This is a genomic window from Streptomyces sodiiphilus (assembly GCF_039529215.1).
Taxonomy (GTDB): Bacteria; Actinomycetota; Actinomycetes; order Streptomycetales; family Streptomycetaceae; genus Streptomyces; species Streptomyces sodiiphilus.
The window spans coordinates 23,242-42,230 of sequence record NZ_BAAAMJ010000012.1 but is presented as its reverse complement, the minus strand read 5'-3'; the positions used below and the strand labels follow the sequence as shown (position 1 = coordinate 42,230).

Genomic DNA, 18,989 nt, shown 5'->3' with positions numbered 1-18,989 from the left:
CGTGCCCGTCCGGAACCGTATACGGCCGCCGCCCCCGCCGCTCCCGCGGCGGGGGCGGCGGCCGGGGCTCAGGGTGCCCGGTAGCGCGTGGTGCGGATCAGGCGAGGCTGCGCAGCACGGGGTAGTAGCCCCCGGACTGGCCGGCCTTCTTCGGGTGGTAGGAGTTGTCGAGCGGCCACGCGACGCTGTGAATCCACTCGGTGAGGTTCCCGCAGATCTCGTGGCCGGCGAAGGTGCCCCGGACATCGCCGTAGACGAAGCCGTGCGCCGCGGCGCGCTGGCTGGTGACCGCGTGGATGTTGTCCGCGGCGCCGTTGATGGCCGCCCGGGACGTCTCGCTGATGCCGACCCAGCACGAGCCGTTGAGCTTGTACATCCGCGGGTAGCCCAGGACCACGACGCGGGCGTTGGGGGCCTTGGCGCGGATCTGGGAGTACACCGCGTCCAGCCGGGCCGGCAGCTGGTTGGCGATGTAGGCGTTCGCCTGGTTGACCCGGTTCACGCAGGAGCTGGTGCCCTGCAGGACGCAGGTGATCATCGCGTCGGCGAAACCGGCGTCGTTGCCGCCGATGCTGATGCTGACCAGCGTGGTGCTGGAGTTCAGCGGGCCGAGCTGGTTGTTGATGACGTCGTTGGTCTTCGCACCGGAGCAGGCGGTGAAGTGGAACGCGGCGGGGTTGTTCGCGTTCGCCCACAGACGCGGGTAGGCGTTGTTGCTCCGCTTGCAGCTGCCGCTGCCGCTGTCGTAGCTCCCGGCTCCGACACCGGAGGAGTAGGAGTCGCCCAGGGCCACATAGACCTGGGACTGGGCCGCCGGGTCGGCCGCGGCCGTGCTGACGGAGATGCCGAGGAACAGTGCCGCGGCGGCGGCCACTGTCGCGAGTCGGCGCAACTTCATAGGTTCTCCCGAATGAGAGGTGGGGGACGGCTTTTACGCACCCATTACTTATCAGTAACCACGACCCAGGAGAAGTGTTCATGCCAAAGATTCCTGTATCGATCACGAGGTTGAACGACAAAGAACGTTTCAGGTGCCGGCCGGGCGGGAGATCCGACGGGATGTCACCCGATTTTGACCGCGACACCCCTGAAAGGACGGAAGAAGACTGCTATCAGCCGCCATGGGAAGCAGGCTCGCGGGAACAGCCGCGGCCGGCGCACAGCAGGCCGCCCCGGCCCGGTGGACACCGGACCGGGGCGGCATTCCGCACCGCCCCCTCCCCCGCGGGGCGCGGCGCGGACACCTCAGAGGGTCAGCGCTTGACGCCGACCGCGCCGTACAGAGCGACCTGACGCAGCTTCTCCCCCTCGGGGACAGGACCGTCCGGACGCCACAACGGGACCTGCACCACGCCCGGGTCCTGCACGTCGAAGCCCTCGAAGAGGCGCAGCACCTGGTCGCGGGAGCGCAGATTCATGGAGGCCGTGGCCCGCCGGTAGACCTCGGTGCCTTTGCGCAGGTCCTCGTCGTCGTGCAGGTCCCCGGTGGCGTGGGACAGCACCAGCCGGCTGCCGGCGGGCAGCCGCTCGGTGAGCGCCGCCACGAGCGCGGCGGGGTCCTCCTCGTCGCGGACGAAGTGCAGGACGGCGACGAGCAGAAGCGCGACCGGACGGCCGAAGTCGACGAGTTCGCGGAGGACGGGGTGACCGAGCAGCACGTCCGGCTCACGCAGGTCCCCGAGAATGAACCCCGTTTTCCCGGTGTTGGTGAGTTTCGCCCCCGCATAGGTGGCAACAATCGGATCATTGTCCACATACACCACACGCGCATCCGGTGTAACGGAACGGGCGATTTCGTGGGTGTTGGGGGACGTGGGGATACCGGTGCCGATGTCGATGAACTGGTCGATGCCGTCCTCGGCGACCGCGCGGACCGCCCGCTGCAGGAACTCGCGGTTGCCCCGGGCGCTGGCGACGACCCCGGGGCCGAGCTGGAGCAACTGCTCGGCTGCCTGCCGGTCGACCTCGTAGTTGTCCTGGCCCCCCAGGAAGTAGTCGTACATCCTGGCCGGGTGCGGCCTGCTGGTGTCGATCCGGTCGGCAGAGAAGCCCTGCTCGGTCACGACGGTCTCCGTTCGTGGGGGTCGTAGTGGTGGGGACGCCGGGGGGTGGACGAAAGAACGGGTGTGGGGGATCCCGGCGGTCAGACCAGCAGGAAGTCCGCGTCGCCCGACTTCACTCCGGCGATGAATCGTTCTATCTCGTGCCGGGTGTAGATGAGCGCGGGCCCGTCGGGGTCGGTGGACTGACGCAGCGCCACCCTGCCGTCCCGCAGCCGCATCGCCTCGACACAGCTGCCGCCGTTGCCGCCGCTCCAGGGCTTGCGCCAGCCCTCCGTCCCGAGCTGCGCGGCGGGCATGCCGTTGTATATGCGATCCATCGGTTCAGATCTCCTTGCGAATACCACCGAGGAGAGCCTCGGTGCGGTGCACTGGCGCTGCCTGGGCGCACATCCGGTCCAAAGCCTCCCGGAACGCCGACACATCGTCGCGCTGGTCGAAGTAGGCGGCGCCGACCAGGCTCTCGGCACACGCGACATCGGGCAGTTCGGGAAGCGGGAACCGGAAGAGATGGAAGGGCCCGTACATCGCCGGGTGCAGCCCGGCGGAGAACGGCATCACCTGCAGCCGCACGTCGGGGCAGGCACAGACCTCGATGAGCCGGGAGAGCTGGGCCCGCATCACGTTCGGGCGGCCGACGGGCCTGCGCAGTACCGTCTCGTCCATCACCACCCACAGCAGGGGTGGCTGCTTGCGGACGAGCAGGTCCTGCCGCGCCATGCGCAGCGCGACGAGCCGGTCGATCTCCTCCGACGGCGCGTTCGGCATCCCGGCCCTCAGCACCGCCGCCGCATACGCCTCGGTCTGCAACAGGCCCGGGACGTAGTGCGGTTCGTAGGCACGGATCTGGTCGGCCTCCGCCTCCAGGCTCACGAAGCCGCTGAACCAGTCCGGCAGCACGTCGCGGTAGCGGTGCCACCAGCCGGGCCGGTTGGCCTCGCGTACCAGCCCGAGGAAGCTGTCGATCTCCTGCTGCGGACTCACTCCGTAGAGCCGCAGCAGCTTCTCGACGTACGGCACCTTGAGGCCGACCTGCGCCTTCTCCATCCGCCGGACGGTGGCGTGGGTGACATCGAGCGCCCGGGCGGCCTGTTCGTAGGACAGCCCGGCCGACTCCCGCAGGTCCTGCAGCCTCCGTCCGAGGACGACACGCAGAGCGGTCGGCGCGCCGCCGGTCTGGCCAGTGGCCACGTCTCACCTCCAAGTGCCGCCCCCCGCACGAGAGTCTGCCATGTCACGGACAGAAGCAACAGAGTGAGACGAACGATTCTGCAAATGACAGAATGGCTCTTGCCGGATGTGAGGGACGGCACTCACAGTAGGGGGGTGGCTTCCTCCTCCCCCGCTCAGCCGATAGAGCGTCATGACAGTTCCGTACTGCGGAGCGTGCAGCACACCTTCCGCCTGCCCGCCGTGAGCACCTCGGCCGCGGAGGCCCGCAGACGTGTGCTGCGTCAGCTCGTGAAGTGGCGCACGCCCACCGAGACCTGTGACAACGCACAGCTCATCGTCTCCGAGCTGGTCACCAACGCCCTGCGCTACACCGACAGCGAAACCCTGGACTGTGAGCTGCACATGCTCGGTCCGCTGCTGCGGGTGGCCGTCTCCAGCAGCGGCCAGGGGCCGGCGTCCCGGCAGCCCTCGATGGCGGGGGAGGAGGACGAGAGGGGCCGCGGCCTGCTGCTGGTGTGCACCCTCGCGGAGGGCTGGGGAGTGCGTCCGGCCGATGCCGGCCGCGGGCACACCGTCTGGGCCGATCTCCCGCTGGGCGGCGCCGGCACCCGCTGACACCGCCGGCGGCGGCGGAGCCGGGAACAACGCCGTGAACCTCGGCGGACGCCATGGCGGGAGGAGTGGCAGGATCGGACCATGCGGCCGGATGACGTCCGGGATACCGGACGCCGCCGCCCGGTCCGTCCGCCCCTCCCCGAGAGGCCACACCTGTCATGACACCGCGTACCGCTCATCACCTCTGGTACCCAGCTCCGGCCCGGGAATGGCTCCAGGCCCTGCCGGTCGGCAACGGACGGCTGGGCGCGATGGTCCACGGCGGTACTGACACCGAGCAACTGCAGCTGAACGAGGACACCGTGTGGGCGGGCGGGCCGCACGTCTTCGACAACCCCCGCGCCGCGCAAGCCCTGCCGGAGATCCGCCGGCTGGTGCTGGCCGGGCAATGGGCGGAAGCCGCGCGTCTCATCGACTCCGACTTCATGGGTGTCCCGGTCCGGCAGCCTCAGTACCAGACCGTCGGCAGCCTCCGGCTGAGGTTCCCCGGCGCCGGTGAGGTCAGCGGGTACCGGCGCCTGCTGGACCTTGCCCAGGGAATTCACAGCGTGGAATACCGGCGCGAGGGGGTGCGCCACCGGCGGGAGGTCTTCGCGAGCGCTCCGGACCAGGTCATCGCGATGCGCCTGACCGCGGACCGGCCGGGGCAGATCTCCTTCACCGCCTCCTTCGACAGCCCGATGACGGCCTCGGCTGCCTCGGCCGGGCTGACGGCGATCGCGCTGGAGGGCCGGACATGGAGCACCGGCGGCGTGGAGGGGCGGGTCCGGTTCGCCGCGCTGGCCCGGGTACTGTCCGAAGGAGGCCGGGTGACCTCGCGGGAAGGCGAACTGCGGATCACCGGGGCGGACGCCGTGACCCTCCTGGTCTCGGCCGGCACCAACTACGTGAACTGGCGGGACCTGAGCGGCGATCCGGCCGGGCGCGCCGGACGCGACCTGGAGGCGGCAGCGTCCCGGCCCTGGGCCGAGCTGCGGCGCCGGCACGTGGTGGACCACGACGCGCTGTACTCCCGGGCGGTGCTCGACCTCCCCGCCACCGAGGCGGCCGCGCTGCCCACCGACCGCCGGGTGGCAGGCTTCGCGGCCGGCGGCGATCCCCAACTGGCGGCACTGTACTTTCACTACGGCCGCTACCTGCTGATCGCCAGCTCCCGCCCGGGCACCCAGCCGGCCAACCTGCAGGGGCTGTGGAACGATCTGACCGACCCGCCCTGGGGCTGCAAGTACACCATCAACATCAACACCCAGATGAACTACTGGCCGGCCGCCCCGGCCAACCTCCTGGAGTGCCGGCAGCCGCTGTTCGCCCTGCTGAGGGATCTGGCCGTGACCGGGGCCCGCACCGCCCGGGACTGCTACGGGGCCCGCGGGTGGGTGGCCCACCACAACGTGGACGCCTGGCGTGGCACCGCCCCGGCCGACGGCGCCTTCTGGGGGATGTGGCCGACCGGCGGCGCCTGGCTGTCGCTGGCCGTCTGGGAGCACTACCGGTTCACCGGTGACACCGCCGCCCTGCGCGAGCACTTCCCGGTGCTGGCCGGTGCCGCCCGCTTCTTCCTCGACACCCTGATCGAGGACCCGTCCGACGACCACCTGGTGACCTGCCCGTCCCTCTCCCCGGAGAACGCGCACCACCCCGGGCCGGGCGGCTCGCTGTGTGCGGGCCCCACCATGGACAACCAGATCCTGCGCGACCTGTTCGACGCCGTCGCCGCCTCCTGCGAGCTGCTGGGGACCGACCCGGAACTGCGCTCGGAGGTCCTGGCCGCCCGCCGGCGGCTGGCCCCCATGCGGATCGGCGCCGACGGCCGGCTGCAGGAGTGGCGCGAGGACTGGGACGCCCTTGCCCCGGAGCAGGACCACCGGCACGTCTCGCACCTCTACGGACTGCATCCGGGGAACCAGATCAACCGCGACCCCCCCGGTCTGCTGCAGGCCGCCCGCACCGCTCTGGAGCAGCGAGGCGATGCCGGGACCGGCTGGTCACTCGGCTGGAAGATCAACTTCTGGGCGCGGCTGGCGGACGGCGACCGCTCCTACAAGCTGCTGGCGGACCAGCTGACCGAACAGCGCACCGCTCCCAATCTGTTCGACCTGCATCCGCCGTTCCAGATCGACGGCAACTTCGGCGCGGCCGCCGGCATCACCGAGTGGCTGCTGCAGAGCCACCACGCGGACGAGCTCCAGCTGCTGCCCGCATTGCCGGGCGCCCTCCCGGAGGGCTCGGTCCGCGGACTGCTGGGGCGCGGCGGTTTCGTCGTGGACCTCTCGTGGTCCGGGGGCAGGCCGATCGGGGCCCGGATCGTCTCCCGTCTGGGCCGCCCGGCCCGGGTCCGCGCCTCCTGCCACTTCACGGTGACGACGGACTCCGGTGCGCAGGTCGCCGCGGAGCACCCCGAGCCCGGGGTCACCCGGTTCGCCACCGCTCCGGGGTCGGTTCTCCGTCTCGTGCCGGTGACTCCGGCAGGCGAGGGGGACGCAGCAGGCCGTTGACCGCTTGCCGGCCCGACCGCGACACGCGGGATGATCCCGGCGGGAGGGCGGGAAGGCATGGCGGGGCCCGGCCCCTTGCCCGGCACGCGGGCCCCTCCGTTACGGTGGCATCAGGCGGGCCGGGGGTATACAGCCTGTCAGTGCGGCCCGCGGTCACGCCAGGCAGCGGGGCCCGGCAGGAACCAATGCGGCATCCCGGGACGTTTCCCCAGTGACCCGGTGCTGCACCGACCGCGGACGGGAGAGTGACCATGGGCACCGAGCCGACAGGCCAGGGCGACCCGCACGGCCGGGGCGAGCCCCGGAACGACCCCTGGGACGACCTGGTCCTGGACGAGAGCTTCGTCAAGGGGGCGGAGGTGAGCGAGCCGACCGCCCGGACCCGCATGCTCAGCGAGCGCTGGAAGAACGAGGCGCCCGATCCGCAGCCCTGGCGCTCGGACGAGCCTCCGGCCGGCTGGATCTACAGCCAGTCGCCCAAGCGGCGCGAGAAGAAGGCCAAGAAGGCGAAGAAGACCGGCAAGCGGCGCTGGTTCCGCCGCAAGGGCGGCAAGGACGAATCGCCGGAGTGATCCCCGCGCCGGCCCTCCCGCGCTGCTGCGGGCAGGGCCGGCCGTACCGCCTGCGGCGCGATGCTGCGGTACGGCCTGCCGGTCCGGGGGGGGTCAGCCGCGCGCGCCCAGCAGGTGGTCCATCGCCAGCTGGTCCAGCTGCTCGAAGGCCATTCCGCGCTTGGCGGCGGCCTCCACGTCGAACTCCTCGAACGTGCTGCGGTCCGCCAGCAGCGCGGCCGGAGTCTCCCCCTCGGCGAGGGTCGGCCGGGCCAGTTCGTCGAGCCGGGAGGCCCTGAGCGCCTCCTGGACCTCCGGGTCCGCCCGGAAGGCCGCCGCGCGCTCCTTGAGGATCAGGTAGTTGCGCATGCAGCCGGCCGCCGAGGCCCAGACGCCATCGAAGTCCTCGGTGCGCGGCGGCTTGAAGTCGAAGTGCCGCGGGCCCTCGTAGCCGGCCGTCTCCAGCAGGTCCACCAGCCAGAAGGCGGCCCGCAGGTCACCGGCGCCGAACCGCAGGTCCTGGTCGTACTTGATCCCGTTCTGGCCGTTGAGGTCGATGTGGAACAGCTTGCCCGCCCACAGCGCCTGCGCGATGCCGTGCGGGAAGTTGAGCCCGGCCATCTGCTCGTGGCCGGTCTCGGGGTTGACCCCGAACAGCTCCGGCCGCTCCAGCCGCTCGATGAAGGCCAGGGCGTGGCCGACGGTGGGCAGCAGGATGTCGCCGCGCGGCTCGTTGGGCTTGGGCTCCAGCGCGAACCGCAGCGGGTACCCCTGGCCGGTGACGTACTCGGCCAGCAGGTCGAAGGCCTCCTTCAGCCGGTCCAGGGCCACCCGGACGTCCTTGGCCGCGCCTGACTCCGCGCCCTCCCGGCCGCCCCAGGCGACGTAGGTCTGCGCGCCGAGTTCGGCGGCGAGGTCGATGTTGCGCATGGTCTTGCGCAGGGCGTAGCGGCGCACGTCCCGGTCGTTGGCGGTGAAGGCGCCGTCCTTGAACACCGGGTGGGTGAACAGGTTGGTGGTGGCCATCGGCACCTTCATGCCGGTGGCGTCCAGTGCCTGACGGAACCGCTTGACGTGGCCCTCGCGCTCACCGGCCGAGGAGCCGGGCGGGATCAGGTCGTCGTCGTGGAAGGTCACGCCGTGCGCCCCGAGGGCCGCCAGTCGGTTGACGGTCTCCACGGGGTCCAGGGCCGGTCGGGTGGCGTCCCCGAACGGGTCGCGGCCCTGCCAGCCGACGGTCCACAGACCGAAGGTGAACCTGTCCGCGGGGGTGGGCTGGTAGTTCATGTCGGCTCCTCGGCTCCCCAGTATTTCGTCATGGCCGTTTACAAATTAGTATGCACGAGCCCGGGCCCTGTGCGAAAGCCCCTGGGCCCCGACAGGAGAGGACCGTTGTGATGGCCGCACCCGAAGGCCCCCTCGTCATCGGCGTGGACAGCTCCACGCAGTCCGCCAAGGCGCTGGTCGTGGACGCCGCGACCGGCACGGTGGTCGCCCGCGGACAAGCCCCGCACCACCTCACCCCCGAGCACGACAGCGATCCCGAGCAGTGGTGGGAGGCCCTGGGCGAAGCGCTGCGGCAGTGCGGGGAGCACGTCCGCCGGGCGTCGGCCGTCGCCGTCGCCGGGCAGCAGCACGGCCTGGTCACGCTGGACGCGGCGGGCCGCCCGGTGCGCAACGCGCTGCTGTGGAACGACACCCGCTCCGCTCCTCAGCGCGACCGGCTGCTGGCCGAACTGGGCGGAGCCGAGGCCTGGGCGCAGCGGACCGGCAGCGTTCCCGCGGCCTCCTTCACGGTGACCAAGTGGGCCTGGCTGCGGGAGAACGAGCCCGAGGCCGCCGCCGCGACGACGGCCGTACGGCTGCCGCACGACTTCCTCACCGGCCGGCTCACCGGCCAGGAGGCCGTCGGCGGCACGACCGACCGCGGCGACGCCTCGGGCACCGGCTGGTGGTCCTCGGCCGACGAGTCCTACGACGTCGGCATCCTGGAGCACGTCGGCCTGGATCCCGCGCTGCTGCCGCGGGTGGTGCCCGCCGGCGAGGCGGCCGGCACCGTACGGTCCGGGCTGCCGCTGCCGGAGGGCATCCCGGTCGCGGCCGGCACCGGGGACAACATGGCCGGCGCGCTGGGGCTCGGCCTCACCCCGGGCCGGCCGGTGCTGAGCCTGGGCACCTCCGGCACCGTCTACGCGGTCGCCCGGCAGCGGACCACCGACCCCACCGGCACCGTCGCCGGCTTCGCCGACGCCCTCGGCGGCTGGCTCCCGCTCGCCTGCACGCTCAACTGCACCCTGGCCGTCGACCGGATCGCCGCCCTGCTGGGCCGGGACCGGGAGGCCGTCGAGGCCGGCGGAAGCGCCGTCGTCCTGCCCTTCCTGGACGGCGAGCGGACCCCCGACCTGCCCTACGCCTCCGGCCTGCTGAACGGCCTGCGGCACGACACCACGGGCGGCCAGATCCTCCAGTCCGCCTACGACGGCGCCGTCTTCGCCCTGCTCCAGGCGCTGGACCGGGTCCTGGAGGAGGACGCCGACCCGCGGGAGCCGATCCTGCTCATCGGCGGCGGCGCACGCGGCACCGCCTGGCGGGAGACCGTGCGACGGCTGTCGGGCCGGCCCGTGCAGGTGCCGCGCGCCCAGGAACTCGTGGCGCTGGGCGCCGCGGCCCAGGCCGCCGGACTGCTGCTGGAGAAGGACCCGGCCGCCGTGGCCCGCGACTGGGACACCGCCGCGGGCCCCGCCCACCCGGCGCTCCCCCGTGACGAGGCCGCCCTGGAGCGGATCGCGAAGACCCTGTCGGACGCCGCGCCGCTGCTGCGGCAGCGATGAGCGGCGGCCCCCCGTGAACCGGCTCGTTCCCCAGTCGCAGGCCGCGATGCGGCAGCGCAATCTCTCCCGGGTCCTGCACACCCTGGCCGCCGAGGGCCCGCTCTCCCGGGCGGCGGTGGCCTCCCGGATCGGCCTGACCCGCGCCGCGGTGTCCACGCTCGTCGACGAACTGCTGCGCGGCGGCCTGCTCGTCGAGCAGGGGCCCGGGCGCTCCGGGGCCGTCGGCCGTCCGGGAACGGCCCTGTTGCCGACCGACCGAGGACCGTGCGGTGTCGGGGCCGAGATCGGCGTGGACCATCTGGCCGTCTGCGTCATGGACCTGCGCGGAACCGTGCGGGCCCGGCTGACCGCGCGCACCCGCAACCGGGACAGCGACCCCGGCCAGGTGCTGGACCGGCTGGCCGGACTGCTGGAGCGGCTCGCCGCCGAGGCGGACGGGATGGGACTGCTGCCGGCCGGGCTGGCCGTGGCCGTGCCCGGCCTCGTCGCACGCGACGCCACCACGGTGGTGCGCGCCCCCAATCTGGGCTGGCGCGGCGTCGACCTGGCCGGCCGGCTCCCGCAGGACCTGGGGCCGCTGACCGTCGACAACGAGGCGAGTCTGGGCGCGCTGGCCGAACTGTGGGCCGGCGGGCTGTCCCCCGTACCCGACAGCTTCGTGCACGTCTCGGCGGAGATCGGCATCGGCGCCGCGGTGGTCGTCGAGGGGCAGCTGCTGCGCGGCGTACACGGTTTCGCCGGGGAACTGGGGCATGTGCCGGTGCGGCCCGACGGCCGCCGGTGCACCTGCGGCGCCCGCGGCTGCCTGGAGGCCTATGCCGGTGAGGAGGCGGTGCTGCGCGCGGCCGGCCTGGACCCCGGCCCCGGGGTGCGGGTGGACGCGCTGACGGTCCGCTGCGAGTCGGGGGACCGGGCCGCGCTGCAGGCCGTCCGGCAGGCCGGATCGGCCCTGGGCATCGCGCTGGCCGGGGCGGTCAACCTGCTGGACCCCTCCCGGGTGGTGCTCGGCGGGGCGCTGGCCGGGCTCGCTCCCTGGCTGTTGCCGCCGCTGAGCCGGGAGCTGGCCCGCCGCACGGCGGTGGCCGCCGAGGGCCGGCCCACGCCGGTGCCGGTGACCGTCTCCCGGATCGGCCCGGACGGCCCGCTGCTGGGCGCCGCCAGCTCGGTGGTGCGCACCGCCCTGGACACCCCCGGCACCTTCCTGAACGGCCGCTGACCGGGCCGTGGGCAGCGCTTAGCATGAGGCGATGAGTCTGCTGCTCACGACACCAGGACCTGACGACGGCAAGGCCGCGCTGCGCTTCGGCGGGGCGGAGCTGAGCCGGTCCGCGCTGATGGCGGCGGCCGGCGCCCTGGCCGGGAGGGTCGCCCCGCACCGCCGGGTGGCGGTGTGGGCCACCCCGACCGCGGACACCGTCGTCGCGGTCACCGCGGCCCTGCTGGCAGGTGTCCCGGCGGTGCCGGTCAACCCCGGCAGCGGGGAGCGCGAACTGACACACGTGGTCTCCGACAGCGCGCCCACACTGGTGCTGGCCGGACCGGACGCCGTGCTGCCGCCCCCGCTGGCCGCTCTCCCCCGCACGGCCCCGGTTCTCCCCTCCCCCGGCCCCGGCGAGAGCCGGCCGGAGCCCTGGCCGGAACCGGACCCGGAGACCCCCGCCCTGATCGTCTACACCTCCGGCACCACCGGTCCGCCCAAAGGCGTGGTGCTCTCCCGGCGGGCGATCGCCGCCACACTGGACGCCCTGGCCGACGCCTGGCAGTGGACCGCGGACGACGTCGTGGTCCACGCCCTGCCACTGTTCCACGTCCACGGCCTGGTCCTGGGGGTCCTGGGGCCGCTGCGGCTGGGCGGAACCGTGCACCACCTGGGCCGGTTCTCCGCCCAGGCCGTCACCCGGGCGCTGACGGGTGACGGCACCATGCTGTTCGGCGTGCCGACGATGTACCACCGGCTCGCCGAGGCCGCCGGGGACGACCCGGAGCTCGCCGCCGCACTGGCGGGGGCGCGGCTGCTGGTGTCCGGCTCGGCCCCACTGCCGCTGCCGGACCACCGGCGGCTGGAGGCCGCCACCGGGCGCCGGGTCATCGAGCGGTACGGCATGACCGAGACCCTCATGAACACCAGCGTCCGCGCCGACGGACCCCCGGCTGCCGGCACCGTCGGCGTCCCCCTGCCGGGTGTGCGGCTGCGGCTGGTCGACGACGCGGGGCATCAGGTGCCGGCCGACGGCGAGACGGTGGGCGAGGTGCAGGTGCGCGGGCCGAACCTGTTCACCGAGTATCTGAACCAGCCCCGCGCCACCGCCGAGGCGTTCACCGACGGGTGGTTCCGGACCGGCGACATGGCCGTGGCCGACGCGGCGGGCCACTACCGTCTCGTCGGACGGCGTTCCACCGATCTCATCAAGAGCGGCGGGTACCGGATCGGCGCCGGCGAGATCGAGAACGCGCTGCTGGACCACCCGGGTATCGCCGAGGCCGCCGTCACCGGGGCTCCCGACCCCGACCTCGGGGAGCGGATCATCGCCTGGATCGTGTGCCGGGAGGGTGTCGAGCCGCCCACCGACCGGGAGCTGACCGATCATGTTTCCGCGCAGCTGACTCCGCACAAGCGGCCCCGTGAGATCCGGCGGCTGCCCGCACTGCCGCGCAACCATATGGGAAAGATCCTCAAACGGGAGCTGGCATGACCTCACCTCCGCCCTCCTCCCGGGTCCCGGCCCGTGAGCTGATCGCGCGGGTCGCCGAGGAGTTCACCGAGCTGCCCTCCCCGGCCGGACGGCCCGGTGCCGACGGCGACGGCCCGCTGGGCTGGCCCGGTTACGGTCGCGCCCGCGCCGCGGCCGCCGAGCGGAGCGGGGAGAGCGAGTCGGTGGTGTGCGGGACGGGCCGCGCGGGCGGCACCGAGGCGGTGCTGATCGCCTTCGAGTTCTCCTTCCTCGGCGGGTCCATCGGGGAGCACACCGGGGACCGCATCGAAAGCGCCTTCACCACCGCCCGGGAGCTCTCCCTGCCGGTGGTCTCGCTGATCGCCACCGGGGGCAGCCGCATGCAGGAGGGCATGCGGGCCCTCGTCCAGCTGCAGCGCATCGCCCGGCAGGCCGTGCTGCTGCGCACCGCGGGCCTGCCGCACCTCTCCGTCCTGCACGGCCCGGTCACCGGCGGCGGCTGGGCCGCGCTGGGCGCCGGGGCGGATGTCCGCCTGGCGCTGCCCGGCGCGCAGATCGGCTTCGCCGGCTCCCGGGTGCGGCCGGCCGGCGCGGACCCGGACGCCTACACGGCCGAGGGGCAGCTCGCGGCGGGGCACGTGGACGCGGTGGTGCCGCCCGCCGGACTTCGCGCGGCCGTCAGGCGGTGGCTGTCGATGCTCACCACGCCCGCCCGTGGCCCCGCCGTCCCTCCGCACGCCCTGGGCGCGCCGTCCGAGCCGGGCACCGGCTGGGAGGCGGTCCTGCGGGCGCGTGCGCCGGACCGTCCGCGCGCCGGCACCTACCTGGACTCCTGGTTCTCCGAACGCCTGGAGCTGGCCTGCACCGACCCGGGCATCCGCTGCGGCTTCGGCCGGAGGGAGGGCCGGAGCGTGGCCTACGTCGCCCAGCTGGGCAACGCGACCCGGCCCGCCGGGTACCGGGCGGCCGGGCGGCTGCTGCGCCTGGCCGACCGGCTGTCCGTCCCGGCCCTGACCCTGGTGGACACCCCCGGTGCCGCCAACGACGCGGAGGCAGAGCGGGACGGTGTGGGCGCGGCGATCTCCGAGGTGTTCGGCGCGGTCGCCGCCTCCCGCATCCCGGTGACGACACTGCTGGTGGGCGAGGGCGGCTCGGGCGGGGCCCTCGCCCTCACGGCACCCGGCCGCACCTGGGCGGCCCCGGACAGCTACTACTCGGTGATCGCCCCCGAGCTGGCCGTCGCCATACTCAAGCGCCGCCCCGAGGAGGTCCGGGAGACCGCGGACCGGCTCCGGCTGCGCCCGCAGGACCTGGTCGAACTGGGCGTGGCGCGGGGCATCGCGGCCCCCGCGGGCGTCACCCGGTGACCGGGTACTCCAGTACCCGGTCGCACCAGCGCCGCAGCAGCACCCGGTCGTGACCGACGGCCAGCAGCGCGGCGCCGGTCCGTCGCCGGTACTCCTCGACGACGGCGACCAGCGCAGCGGTGGTCGAGGCATCGAGCATGGCGGTCATCTCGTCGCAGATGAGCAGCCCCGGGCGCAGGCTCAGGGCCCGGGCCAGACAGGCACGCTGCAGCTGCCCGTCGCTCACCTCGTGGGGCCGGCGGGCCAGGAGGCCTCCGCCCAGGCCGACGGCGGCGGCCAGTTCGCCGGTCTCCCGGTCCGCCGCACGGGCGCGGCCGGTGGCCCGCAGCGGCTCGGCGATCAGGTCACGCAGCGTGAGGCGGGGATCGGCGGCGAGCCGGGGCTGCTGGAAGACGACCCCGACCCGGGTGCGCTGTTCCCGCGGGGCCCGGTGGCGGAAACCGCGCGCGGGCTCCCCGGCGAGGTGCACCGTGCCCGACCAGGGCCGGTGCAGCAGGGCGGCGACCTTCGCGAGGGTGGACTTGCCGCAGCCGCTGGGGCCCAGCAGTCCGACGGCCTCGCCGTCCCCCACCCTCAGGGAGACGTCGCGGACGACGGGATGGTGGCGGTCGTAGCCGGCGGTGATGCCACGCAGCTCAAGCATGCGGGGCCGCCTGCGGAACGTGGTGGCACGCGATGCCGCCGGCGAACGGGGGGAGGGTGCCGCACCGTGCGGTGGCGTTTCCGCAGCGGGGGGCGAAGGCACACCCCTCGGGGAGGGCGTCGAGTTCCGGGGGGAGCCCGGGTATGGGGGTGAAGGACCGTTCGGGGAGAGCGTCCAGCAGTCCGCGGGCGTAGGGGTGGCGCGGTCCGGCGGTGCCGAAGAAGTCCCCGGAGTCCGCCAGTTCGACGACGCGTCCGGCGTACATGACGGCGACGCGGTCGGCGATGCGCCCGGCCGCCGCGAGGTCGTGGGTGATGACCAGCAGTCCCCGGCCGTCGTCGGCGTGCCGGCGCAGTTCGTCGACGGTGCGGTCCACCAGGTCGCGGTCCAGGCCGGTGGTCGGTTCGTCGGCGATGAGCAGCGGGGCGTCGCCGACCAGGGCGAGCGCGGTGGCTGCGCGCTGGGCGAGGCCGCCGGAGAGCTGGTGCGGGTAGCGGTCGAGGTGGTCGGCGGGGAACACGGCACGGGCCGCGGCGCGTTCGGTCGCCTCGCGCATTCCGGCGCGCCTCGCCCCGGTGAGCTCGCGCAGGGTCTCCGCCAGTTGGGAACGTACGGTGCGGACCGGGGTGAGATGGGCGGCCGGACTCTGCGGGACGAGGCCGACGCGACGGCCGCGGACGGTGCGGGCCAGGGTGCGTTCACCGGCCGCGAGCAGGTCCAGTCCGTCCATCCTGGCGGTGCCGGCGGTGCGGGCGTTGCCCGGCAACAGCCCGAGCAGCGCCGAGGCCAGCACGGACTTGCCGCAGCCGCTCTCCCCGACCAGTACCAGGCATTCCCCGGCGGCCAGGTCGAAGGAGACGTCACTGACGGCGGGGATGTCGCGGCCCGCGCGCATGCGGAAGAGCACGGACAGGTTCCGCACCGCCAGCAGGGGCGCGGGGGTTTGCCCGGGGGCGGTGGTGCCCACGTGGTTCACAGCATGAGCTCCGATCGGCGGCGGGGGTTGATGCGTTCCCGCCAGGCTCCGGCGAGCCCGGCGATGGCCAGGGTGGGAACGATGATGAACAGGCCGGGGAAGAGAGCGGGCCACCACTCCCCTGCCAGCAGCGCGCCCCGCGCCCCGTTGATCATGGTGCCGAGGCTCGCCTGGTGTGCGGGGATGCCCAGGCCCAGGAAGGACAGCGCGGACTCGTGCCAGATGGCGTGCGGCACCATCAGGACGGCGGCCAGGCCCGCCTGCGGCAGCACACCCGGCAGCAGGTGGCGGGTGGCCAGCCGCAGCCGGGAGGCGCCGCCGGAGACCGCGGCGTCGATGTAGGGGCGGGTTCGCAGCGACAGGATCTCGGCCCGCACGATGCGGGCGGTGGACACCCAGTGGGTGACGCCCACGGAGATGATCACCGGCCAGATGCCGGGCCGGACCATGGCCACGATGAAGATGCCCATCAGCAGGTGCGGCACCGAGGTGAAGATGTCGACCAGGCGCATCACCACCCGGTCCGTGCGGCCGCCCAGGGTTCCCGCCAGGCAGCCGATGACCAGGCCGAGGCAGGCGGCGACCAGCGCGGCGACGACGCCGACGGTCAGCGAGACCCGCAGCCCGTAGACGCAGCGGTGCAGCAGGTCACGGCCCAGGTCGTCGGTGCCGAAGGGATGCTCCCAGGAGGGCGCCAGCAGCTTGGCCGACAGGTTGACCGCCTGCTGGTCCAGCGGGAACAGCCAGGGCACCAGCAGCACGGAGAGCACGGCGGCGCCGGTCAGCGCGGCCGAGGTCCGTACCCGCAGGGTCCGGGTTCCTGCCCGGGGGGTGGTCCGGCGCTGCCGGACGGTCCGTTCCAGGTCCATGGCGGTCACATCCCGTCGTGGTCGACGCGCGGGTCGGCCAGCCCGTACAGCAGGTCGGCGAGCAGGTTCCCGGCCAGCACCGCGAGTGCGGACAGCACGGTGAGCGCGGCCAGCAGCGGGAAGTCGGAGGCGGTGGCGGCCCGGACGGTGGCCGAGGCGATGCCGGGCCAGCTGAAGACGGTCTCGACCAGCAGCGCGCCGGTGATGAGTTCGGGGACGCGGGTGCCGATCAGGGTCAGCACCGGCAGCAGCCCGGAGCGCAGCGCGTGCCCGAGCAGCACGGTCCGTTCGCGCAGGCCCCGGGCACGGGCCCCGCGCACCGGGTCCTCGCGCAGCGCGTCCCCCACCCCCTGCCGCACGTAGAGCACGAACCAGGGCAGCTGGGAGGCGGCCAGCACGGCGGCGGGCAGCGCGAGATGGCGCAGCAGCGATCCGGCGGTGACGGTGTCGTCGCCGGTTCCGGTGAGCCCGCCGGCCGGCAGGACGCCGAGTTGCAGGGCGAACAGCCAGATGGCCAGCAGCCCGACCCAGAACGGCGGGGCGGCCTCCAGTACGTAGGCCAGTGAGGTCACGCAGCGGTCCACGAGCCCGCCGGGGCGGCGGGCGGCGGCCACGCCCAGCGTCGTGCCGAGGACCACCGCGACGGCGAAGGCGACCGCGCACAGCAGGACGGACCAGCCGAGGCGTTCGGTGATGACCTGGGCGACCGGCTGCCGCATCGTCTGGCTGTGACCGAGTTCGCCGGTGACGGCGGAGCCGAGCCACAGCCACCACTGGTCCACGAAGGAGCCCGCCTGGGCGAGGTTGGCCCGCAGCTGGTCGAGGGTTTCCTGGGAGGCGCCGACCGCGTCGCCCCCCACGTACTGGCGCACCGGGTCGAACGGCGAGGCGGCGGCCACGGCGAAGACCCCGAAGGTGACGGTGAGGAGTACCGGGACGGCGGCCAGCAGCCGCCGTCCGGTGAGCCGGGCCATGGCGGCCCATGGCAGGCCGCCGCCGGGCGCCGGTGTCGTCGCGCTCACTGCTTGGGCTGCCAGTCCTCCACGTTCCACCAGGGGCCCGCGCCCAGCCCGTGGTCGTGGGGTTCCAGCTGGGTGGTGACGCCGTCCCAGGCGTCGGCCAGCACGTAGACGTGGTCGATGTGGGTGAGGAAGGTGTAGCCGGGGTCGTCGGCCAGTTCGCGCTGCACGGCGGCGTAGGCGGCCTCGCGTTCGGCCCGGTCCGCGGTGCGGCGGGCGGTCTCCAGGAGTTCGTCGACGGCAGGGTTGTCGTAGCGGCCCATGTTGTTCCAGCCGTCGCCGGCCAGTTCGGAGTGGAGCAGCCCGTACAGATCGAAGTCGGGGTCGGCGGGGCTGCCGCCGCCGATGAGCACGGCGTCGTGGTCCAGGCGGGGCTCGATGATCTCCCATCCGGCGGACTCCACGACGGCTTCGATGCCGGCCTTCTTGGCGTCGGAGGCGTAGGCGAGGGCGAGTTCCTGGCGGAGCCGGTCGCCGGAGGGGTAGTAGAGGGTGAAGGAGGCGCGCTGTCCGTCCTTCACGGCGATGCCGTCCTCGCCGGGTTCCCAGCCCGCGGCCTTCAGGACGTCCCGTGCTCCGTCGGGGTCGTGGGTCCGCTCGGTGCCCTCGGCGAACCATTCGCTCGCGGTGGGAACCGGCCCGTGGGCGACCGCTCCGGCTCCGTCCAGCACGGCCTCGACGAGGGCCTCGCGGTCCACGGCGATGTCCAGGGCGCGGCGGATGTCGCGGTCGCCGGTGACCGGGTTGCCGGTGGGCAGGCTGACGGCGCGGAAGTCGGCGCTGGCCGCGCTGTGGGTGACCTTGTCCTCGTCGCCGGCGAAGGTGGCCGCGAGGTTGGGGGGCAGCACGGCGCCGTCCAGGTCACCGGAACGCAGCCGGGTGGCGCGCACGTCGTCGTCGGGGACCACGGCCATGGTGAGGCGCTTGACCTGCGGCTCGCCGCCCCAGTAGCGGGGGTTGGCCTCCAGGGTGATCTTCTCTCCCCGGCTCCAGCCGGCCAGCACGTAGGGGCCGGTGCCCACCGGGGCGGTGTTGTACGGGCCGGTGTTGACGTCCTGGTCCCCTGCCGCGGCTGCCGAGGCGATGGGCAGGACAGTGCGGTCGGCGAAGGGCACGTAGGGGTAGTCGAGGGTGAAGACGACGGTGTGGTCGTCCCGCGCGCTCACTTCGGAGAGGGCGTCCAGCTCGTCCTTGTAGGGGTTGTTGGTTCCCGGGTCGAGGATGGTCTCGTAGGTGAAGACCACGTCCTCGGCGGTGAACGGCTCACCGTCGCTGAACTCCACGTCCTCCCGGAGGGTGAAGGTGTAGGTGAGCCCGTCGCCGCTGATCTCCGGGAGTGCGGTGGCCAGCGCGGGGGTGAGGTTCAGTTCGGCGTCGTGGCGCAGCAGGCCGTCGAATATCTTCGCGTTGCCGTCCTTGCCGTAACCGAGCAGCGGGCTGAGCGTCTCCGGCTCGTTGCCGATGCCGACGACCAGTGCGTCGCGCCCGGCGCCGCCTCCGCCGTCCCCTTCACCGGAGGGGGCGGAACAGCCTGCCGCTGACGCGAGTATCGCGGCGGCGGCCGTCCATGCCGCCGCTGTCCGTGCCGCTGTGGCCCTCATGCCGTCACGCTCCCGCCCGGTCATTATTGCGAACGATGCGCAATTAAACACCATCCGCAAAGAGGTGCGACAGGCGGGGGTCACTCACCCTCCCTTCACCGGACAACCAAAGGTATG

Annotated in this window: 17 protein-coding genes; 7 read left to right on the top strand and 10 right to left on the bottom strand. The window is 73.5% G+C overall.

The features are described 5' to 3' along the window. Positions 1-97 precede the first annotated feature (97 nt). The 4 genes from ABD299_RS08075 to ABD299_RS08060 all read right to left on the bottom strand — a co-directional run bounded on the left by ABD299_RS08075 (position 98) and on the right by ABD299_RS08060 (position 3,251). Entirely contained in the window at positions 98-898 is an 801-nt protein-coding gene (locus ABD299_RS08075) for an SGNH/GDSL hydrolase family protein (protein WP_344259857.1), read from the bottom strand. A gap of 355 nt (positions 899-1,253) precedes the next feature. Then, a complete protein-coding gene (locus ABD299_RS08070) occupies positions 1,254-2,063 on the bottom strand; it encodes an SAM-dependent methyltransferase (protein ID WP_344259856.1) in 810 nt (269 codons plus the stop codon). Positions 2,064-2,143: 80 nt separating this feature from the next. Further along, positions 2,144-2,380, bottom strand: coding sequence for a DUF397 domain-containing protein (locus ABD299_RS08065; RefSeq protein ID WP_344259855.1), 237 nt, complete (start codon positions 2,378-2,380; stop codon positions 2,144-2,146). A gap of 4 nt (positions 2,381-2,384) precedes the next feature. Beyond that, positions 2,385-3,251, bottom strand: a complete 867-nt coding sequence (locus tag ABD299_RS08060) for a helix-turn-helix domain-containing protein (protein ID WP_344259854.1) — start codon at positions 3,249-3,251, stop codon at positions 2,385-2,387. A 195-nt stretch (positions 3,252-3,446) separates the two neighbouring features. Between ABD299_RS08060 and ABD299_RS08055 the strand changes: the two genes are divergently transcribed. From ABD299_RS08055 to ABD299_RS08045, 3 genes are all read left to right on the top strand, one after another. Beyond that, entirely contained in the window at positions 3,447-3,848 is a 402-nt protein-coding gene (locus tag ABD299_RS08055) for an ATP-binding protein (RefSeq protein ID WP_344259853.1), read from the top strand. A gap of 158 nt (positions 3,849-4,006) precedes the next feature. Then, a complete protein-coding gene (locus tag ABD299_RS08050) occupies positions 4,007-6,343 on the top strand; it encodes a glycoside hydrolase family 95 protein (protein WP_344259852.1) in 2,337 nt (778 codons plus the stop codon). Between the two features lie 251 nt (positions 6,344-6,594). Next, a complete protein-coding gene (locus ABD299_RS08045; RefSeq protein ID WP_344259851.1) occupies positions 6,595-6,915 on the top strand; it encodes an SGM_3592 family protein in 321 nt (106 codons plus the stop codon). Positions 6,916-7,008: 93 nt separating this feature from the next. Here the strand turns inward: ABD299_RS08045 and xylA are convergent, their stop codons facing one another. Next, the gene (xylA, locus tag ABD299_RS08040) at positions 7,009-8,181 is read right to left on the bottom strand and encodes a xylose isomerase (protein WP_344259850.1); all 1,173 of its coding nucleotides are present in this window, start codon (positions 8,179-8,181) and stop codon (positions 7,009-7,011) included. Between the two features lie 110 nt (positions 8,182-8,291). Here xylA and xylB point away from each other — a divergent pair, with 110 nt between their 5' ends. The 4 genes from xylB to ABD299_RS08020 are packed head-to-tail and all read left to right on the top strand — an operon-like array spanning position 8,292 to position 13,764. Beyond that, on the top strand, positions 8,292-9,725 hold the full coding sequence (gene xylB, locus ABD299_RS08035; RefSeq protein ID WP_344259849.1) for a xylulokinase: 1,434 nt from the start codon (positions 8,292-8,294) through the stop codon (positions 9,723-9,725). A 46-nt stretch (positions 9,726-9,771) separates the two neighbouring features. Then, entirely contained in the window at positions 9,772-10,941 is a 1,170-nt protein-coding gene (locus ABD299_RS08030) for an ROK family protein (RefSeq protein ID WP_344260011.1), read from the top strand. 31 nt (positions 10,942-10,972) lie between these two features. After that, positions 10,973-12,418: an acyl-CoA synthetase gene (locus ABD299_RS08025; RefSeq protein WP_344259848.1), complete on the top strand. Its 1,446-nt coding sequence runs from the start codon at positions 10,973-10,975 to the stop codon at positions 12,416-12,418. Further along, complete coding sequence (locus ABD299_RS08020) at positions 12,415-13,764, top strand: carboxyl transferase domain-containing protein (RefSeq protein ID WP_344259847.1); 1,350 nt, start codon at positions 12,415-12,417, stop codon at positions 13,762-13,764. The genes ABD299_RS08025 and ABD299_RS08020 overlap by 4 nt, the downstream gene beginning before the upstream one ends. On the opposite strand, the gene ABD299_RS08015 is transcribed toward ABD299_RS08020, so the two are convergent. The 5 genes from ABD299_RS08015 to ABD299_RS07995 all read right to left on the bottom strand — a co-directional run bounded on the left by ABD299_RS08015 (position 13,754) and on the right by ABD299_RS07995 (position 18,872). Continuing rightward, positions 13,754-14,407, bottom strand: a complete 654-nt coding sequence (locus ABD299_RS08015; RefSeq protein WP_344259846.1) for an ABC transporter ATP-binding protein — start codon at positions 14,405-14,407, stop codon at positions 13,754-13,756. The two genes, ABD299_RS08020 and ABD299_RS08015, sit on opposite strands and share 11 nt — an antisense overlap. Continuing rightward, positions 14,400-15,302: an ABC transporter ATP-binding protein gene (locus ABD299_RS08010; protein WP_344260009.1), complete on the bottom strand. Its 903-nt coding sequence runs from the start codon at positions 15,300-15,302 to the stop codon at positions 14,400-14,402. The genes ABD299_RS08015 and ABD299_RS08010 overlap by 8 nt, the downstream gene beginning before the upstream one ends. Before the next feature lie 77 nt (positions 15,303-15,379). Beyond that, entirely contained in the window at positions 15,380-16,252 is an 873-nt protein-coding gene (locus ABD299_RS08005; RefSeq protein WP_344259845.1) for an ABC transporter permease, read from the bottom strand. Between the two features lie 5 nt (positions 16,253-16,257). Further along, a complete protein-coding gene (locus ABD299_RS08000) occupies positions 16,258-17,226 on the bottom strand; it encodes an ABC transporter permease (RefSeq protein WP_344260007.1) in 969 nt (322 codons plus the stop codon). 44 nt (positions 17,227-17,270) lie between these two features. Beyond that, positions 17,271-18,872 carry an ABC transporter substrate-binding protein gene (locus ABD299_RS07995; RefSeq protein ID WP_344259844.1) on the bottom strand — a complete coding sequence of 534 codons (1,602 nt, stop codon included), beginning with the start codon at positions 18,870-18,872 and terminating at the stop codon, positions 17,271-17,273. Positions 18,873-18,989 lie beyond the last annotated feature (117 nt).

Coding starts and splice junctions, on each gene's coding strand:
- xylA (WP_344259850.1), bottom strand. CDS start 8,181: ATGAACTACCAGCCCACCCCCGCGGACAGGTTCACCTTCGGTCTGTGG.
- ABD299_RS08000 (WP_344260007.1), bottom strand. CDS start 17,226: ATGGCCCGGCTCACCGGACGGCGGCTGCTGGCCGCCGTCCCGGTACTC.
- ABD299_RS08005 (WP_344259845.1), bottom strand. CDS start 16,252: ATGGACCTGGAACGGACCGTCCGGCAGCGCCGGACCACCCCCCGGGCA.
- ABD299_RS08010 (WP_344260009.1), bottom strand. CDS start 15,302: ATGCGCGCGGGCCGCGACATCCCCGCCGTCAGTGACGTCTCCTTCGAC.
- ABD299_RS08020 (WP_344259847.1), top strand. CDS start 12,415: ATGACCTCACCTCCGCCCTCCTCCCGGGTCCCGGCCCGTGAGCTGATC.
- ABD299_RS07995 (WP_344259844.1), bottom strand. CDS start 18,872: ATGAGGGCCACAGCGGCACGGACAGCGGCGGCATGGACGGCCGCCGCC.
- ABD299_RS08050 (WP_344259852.1), top strand. CDS start 4,007: ATGACACCGCGTACCGCTCATCACCTCTGGTACCCAGCTCCGGCCCGG.
- ABD299_RS08045 (WP_344259851.1), top strand. CDS start 6,595: ATGGGCACCGAGCCGACAGGCCAGGGCGACCCGCACGGCCGGGGCGAG.
- ABD299_RS08065 (WP_344259855.1), bottom strand. CDS start 2,380: ATGGATCGCATATACAACGGCATGCCCGCCGCGCAGCTCGGGACGGAG.
- ABD299_RS08015 (WP_344259846.1), bottom strand. CDS start 14,407: ATGCTTGAGCTGCGTGGCATCACCGCCGGCTACGACCGCCACCATCCC.
- ABD299_RS08030 (WP_344260011.1), top strand. CDS start 9,772: ATGCGGCAGCGCAATCTCTCCCGGGTCCTGCACACCCTGGCCGCCGAG.
- xylB (WP_344259849.1), top strand. CDS start 8,292: ATGGCCGCACCCGAAGGCCCCCTCGTCATCGGCGTGGACAGCTCCACG.
- ABD299_RS08075 (WP_344259857.1), bottom strand. CDS start 898: ATGAAGTTGCGCCGACTCGCGACAGTGGCCGCCGCCGCGGCACTGTTC.
- ABD299_RS08025 (WP_344259848.1), top strand. CDS start 10,973: ATGAGTCTGCTGCTCACGACACCAGGACCTGACGACGGCAAGGCCGCG.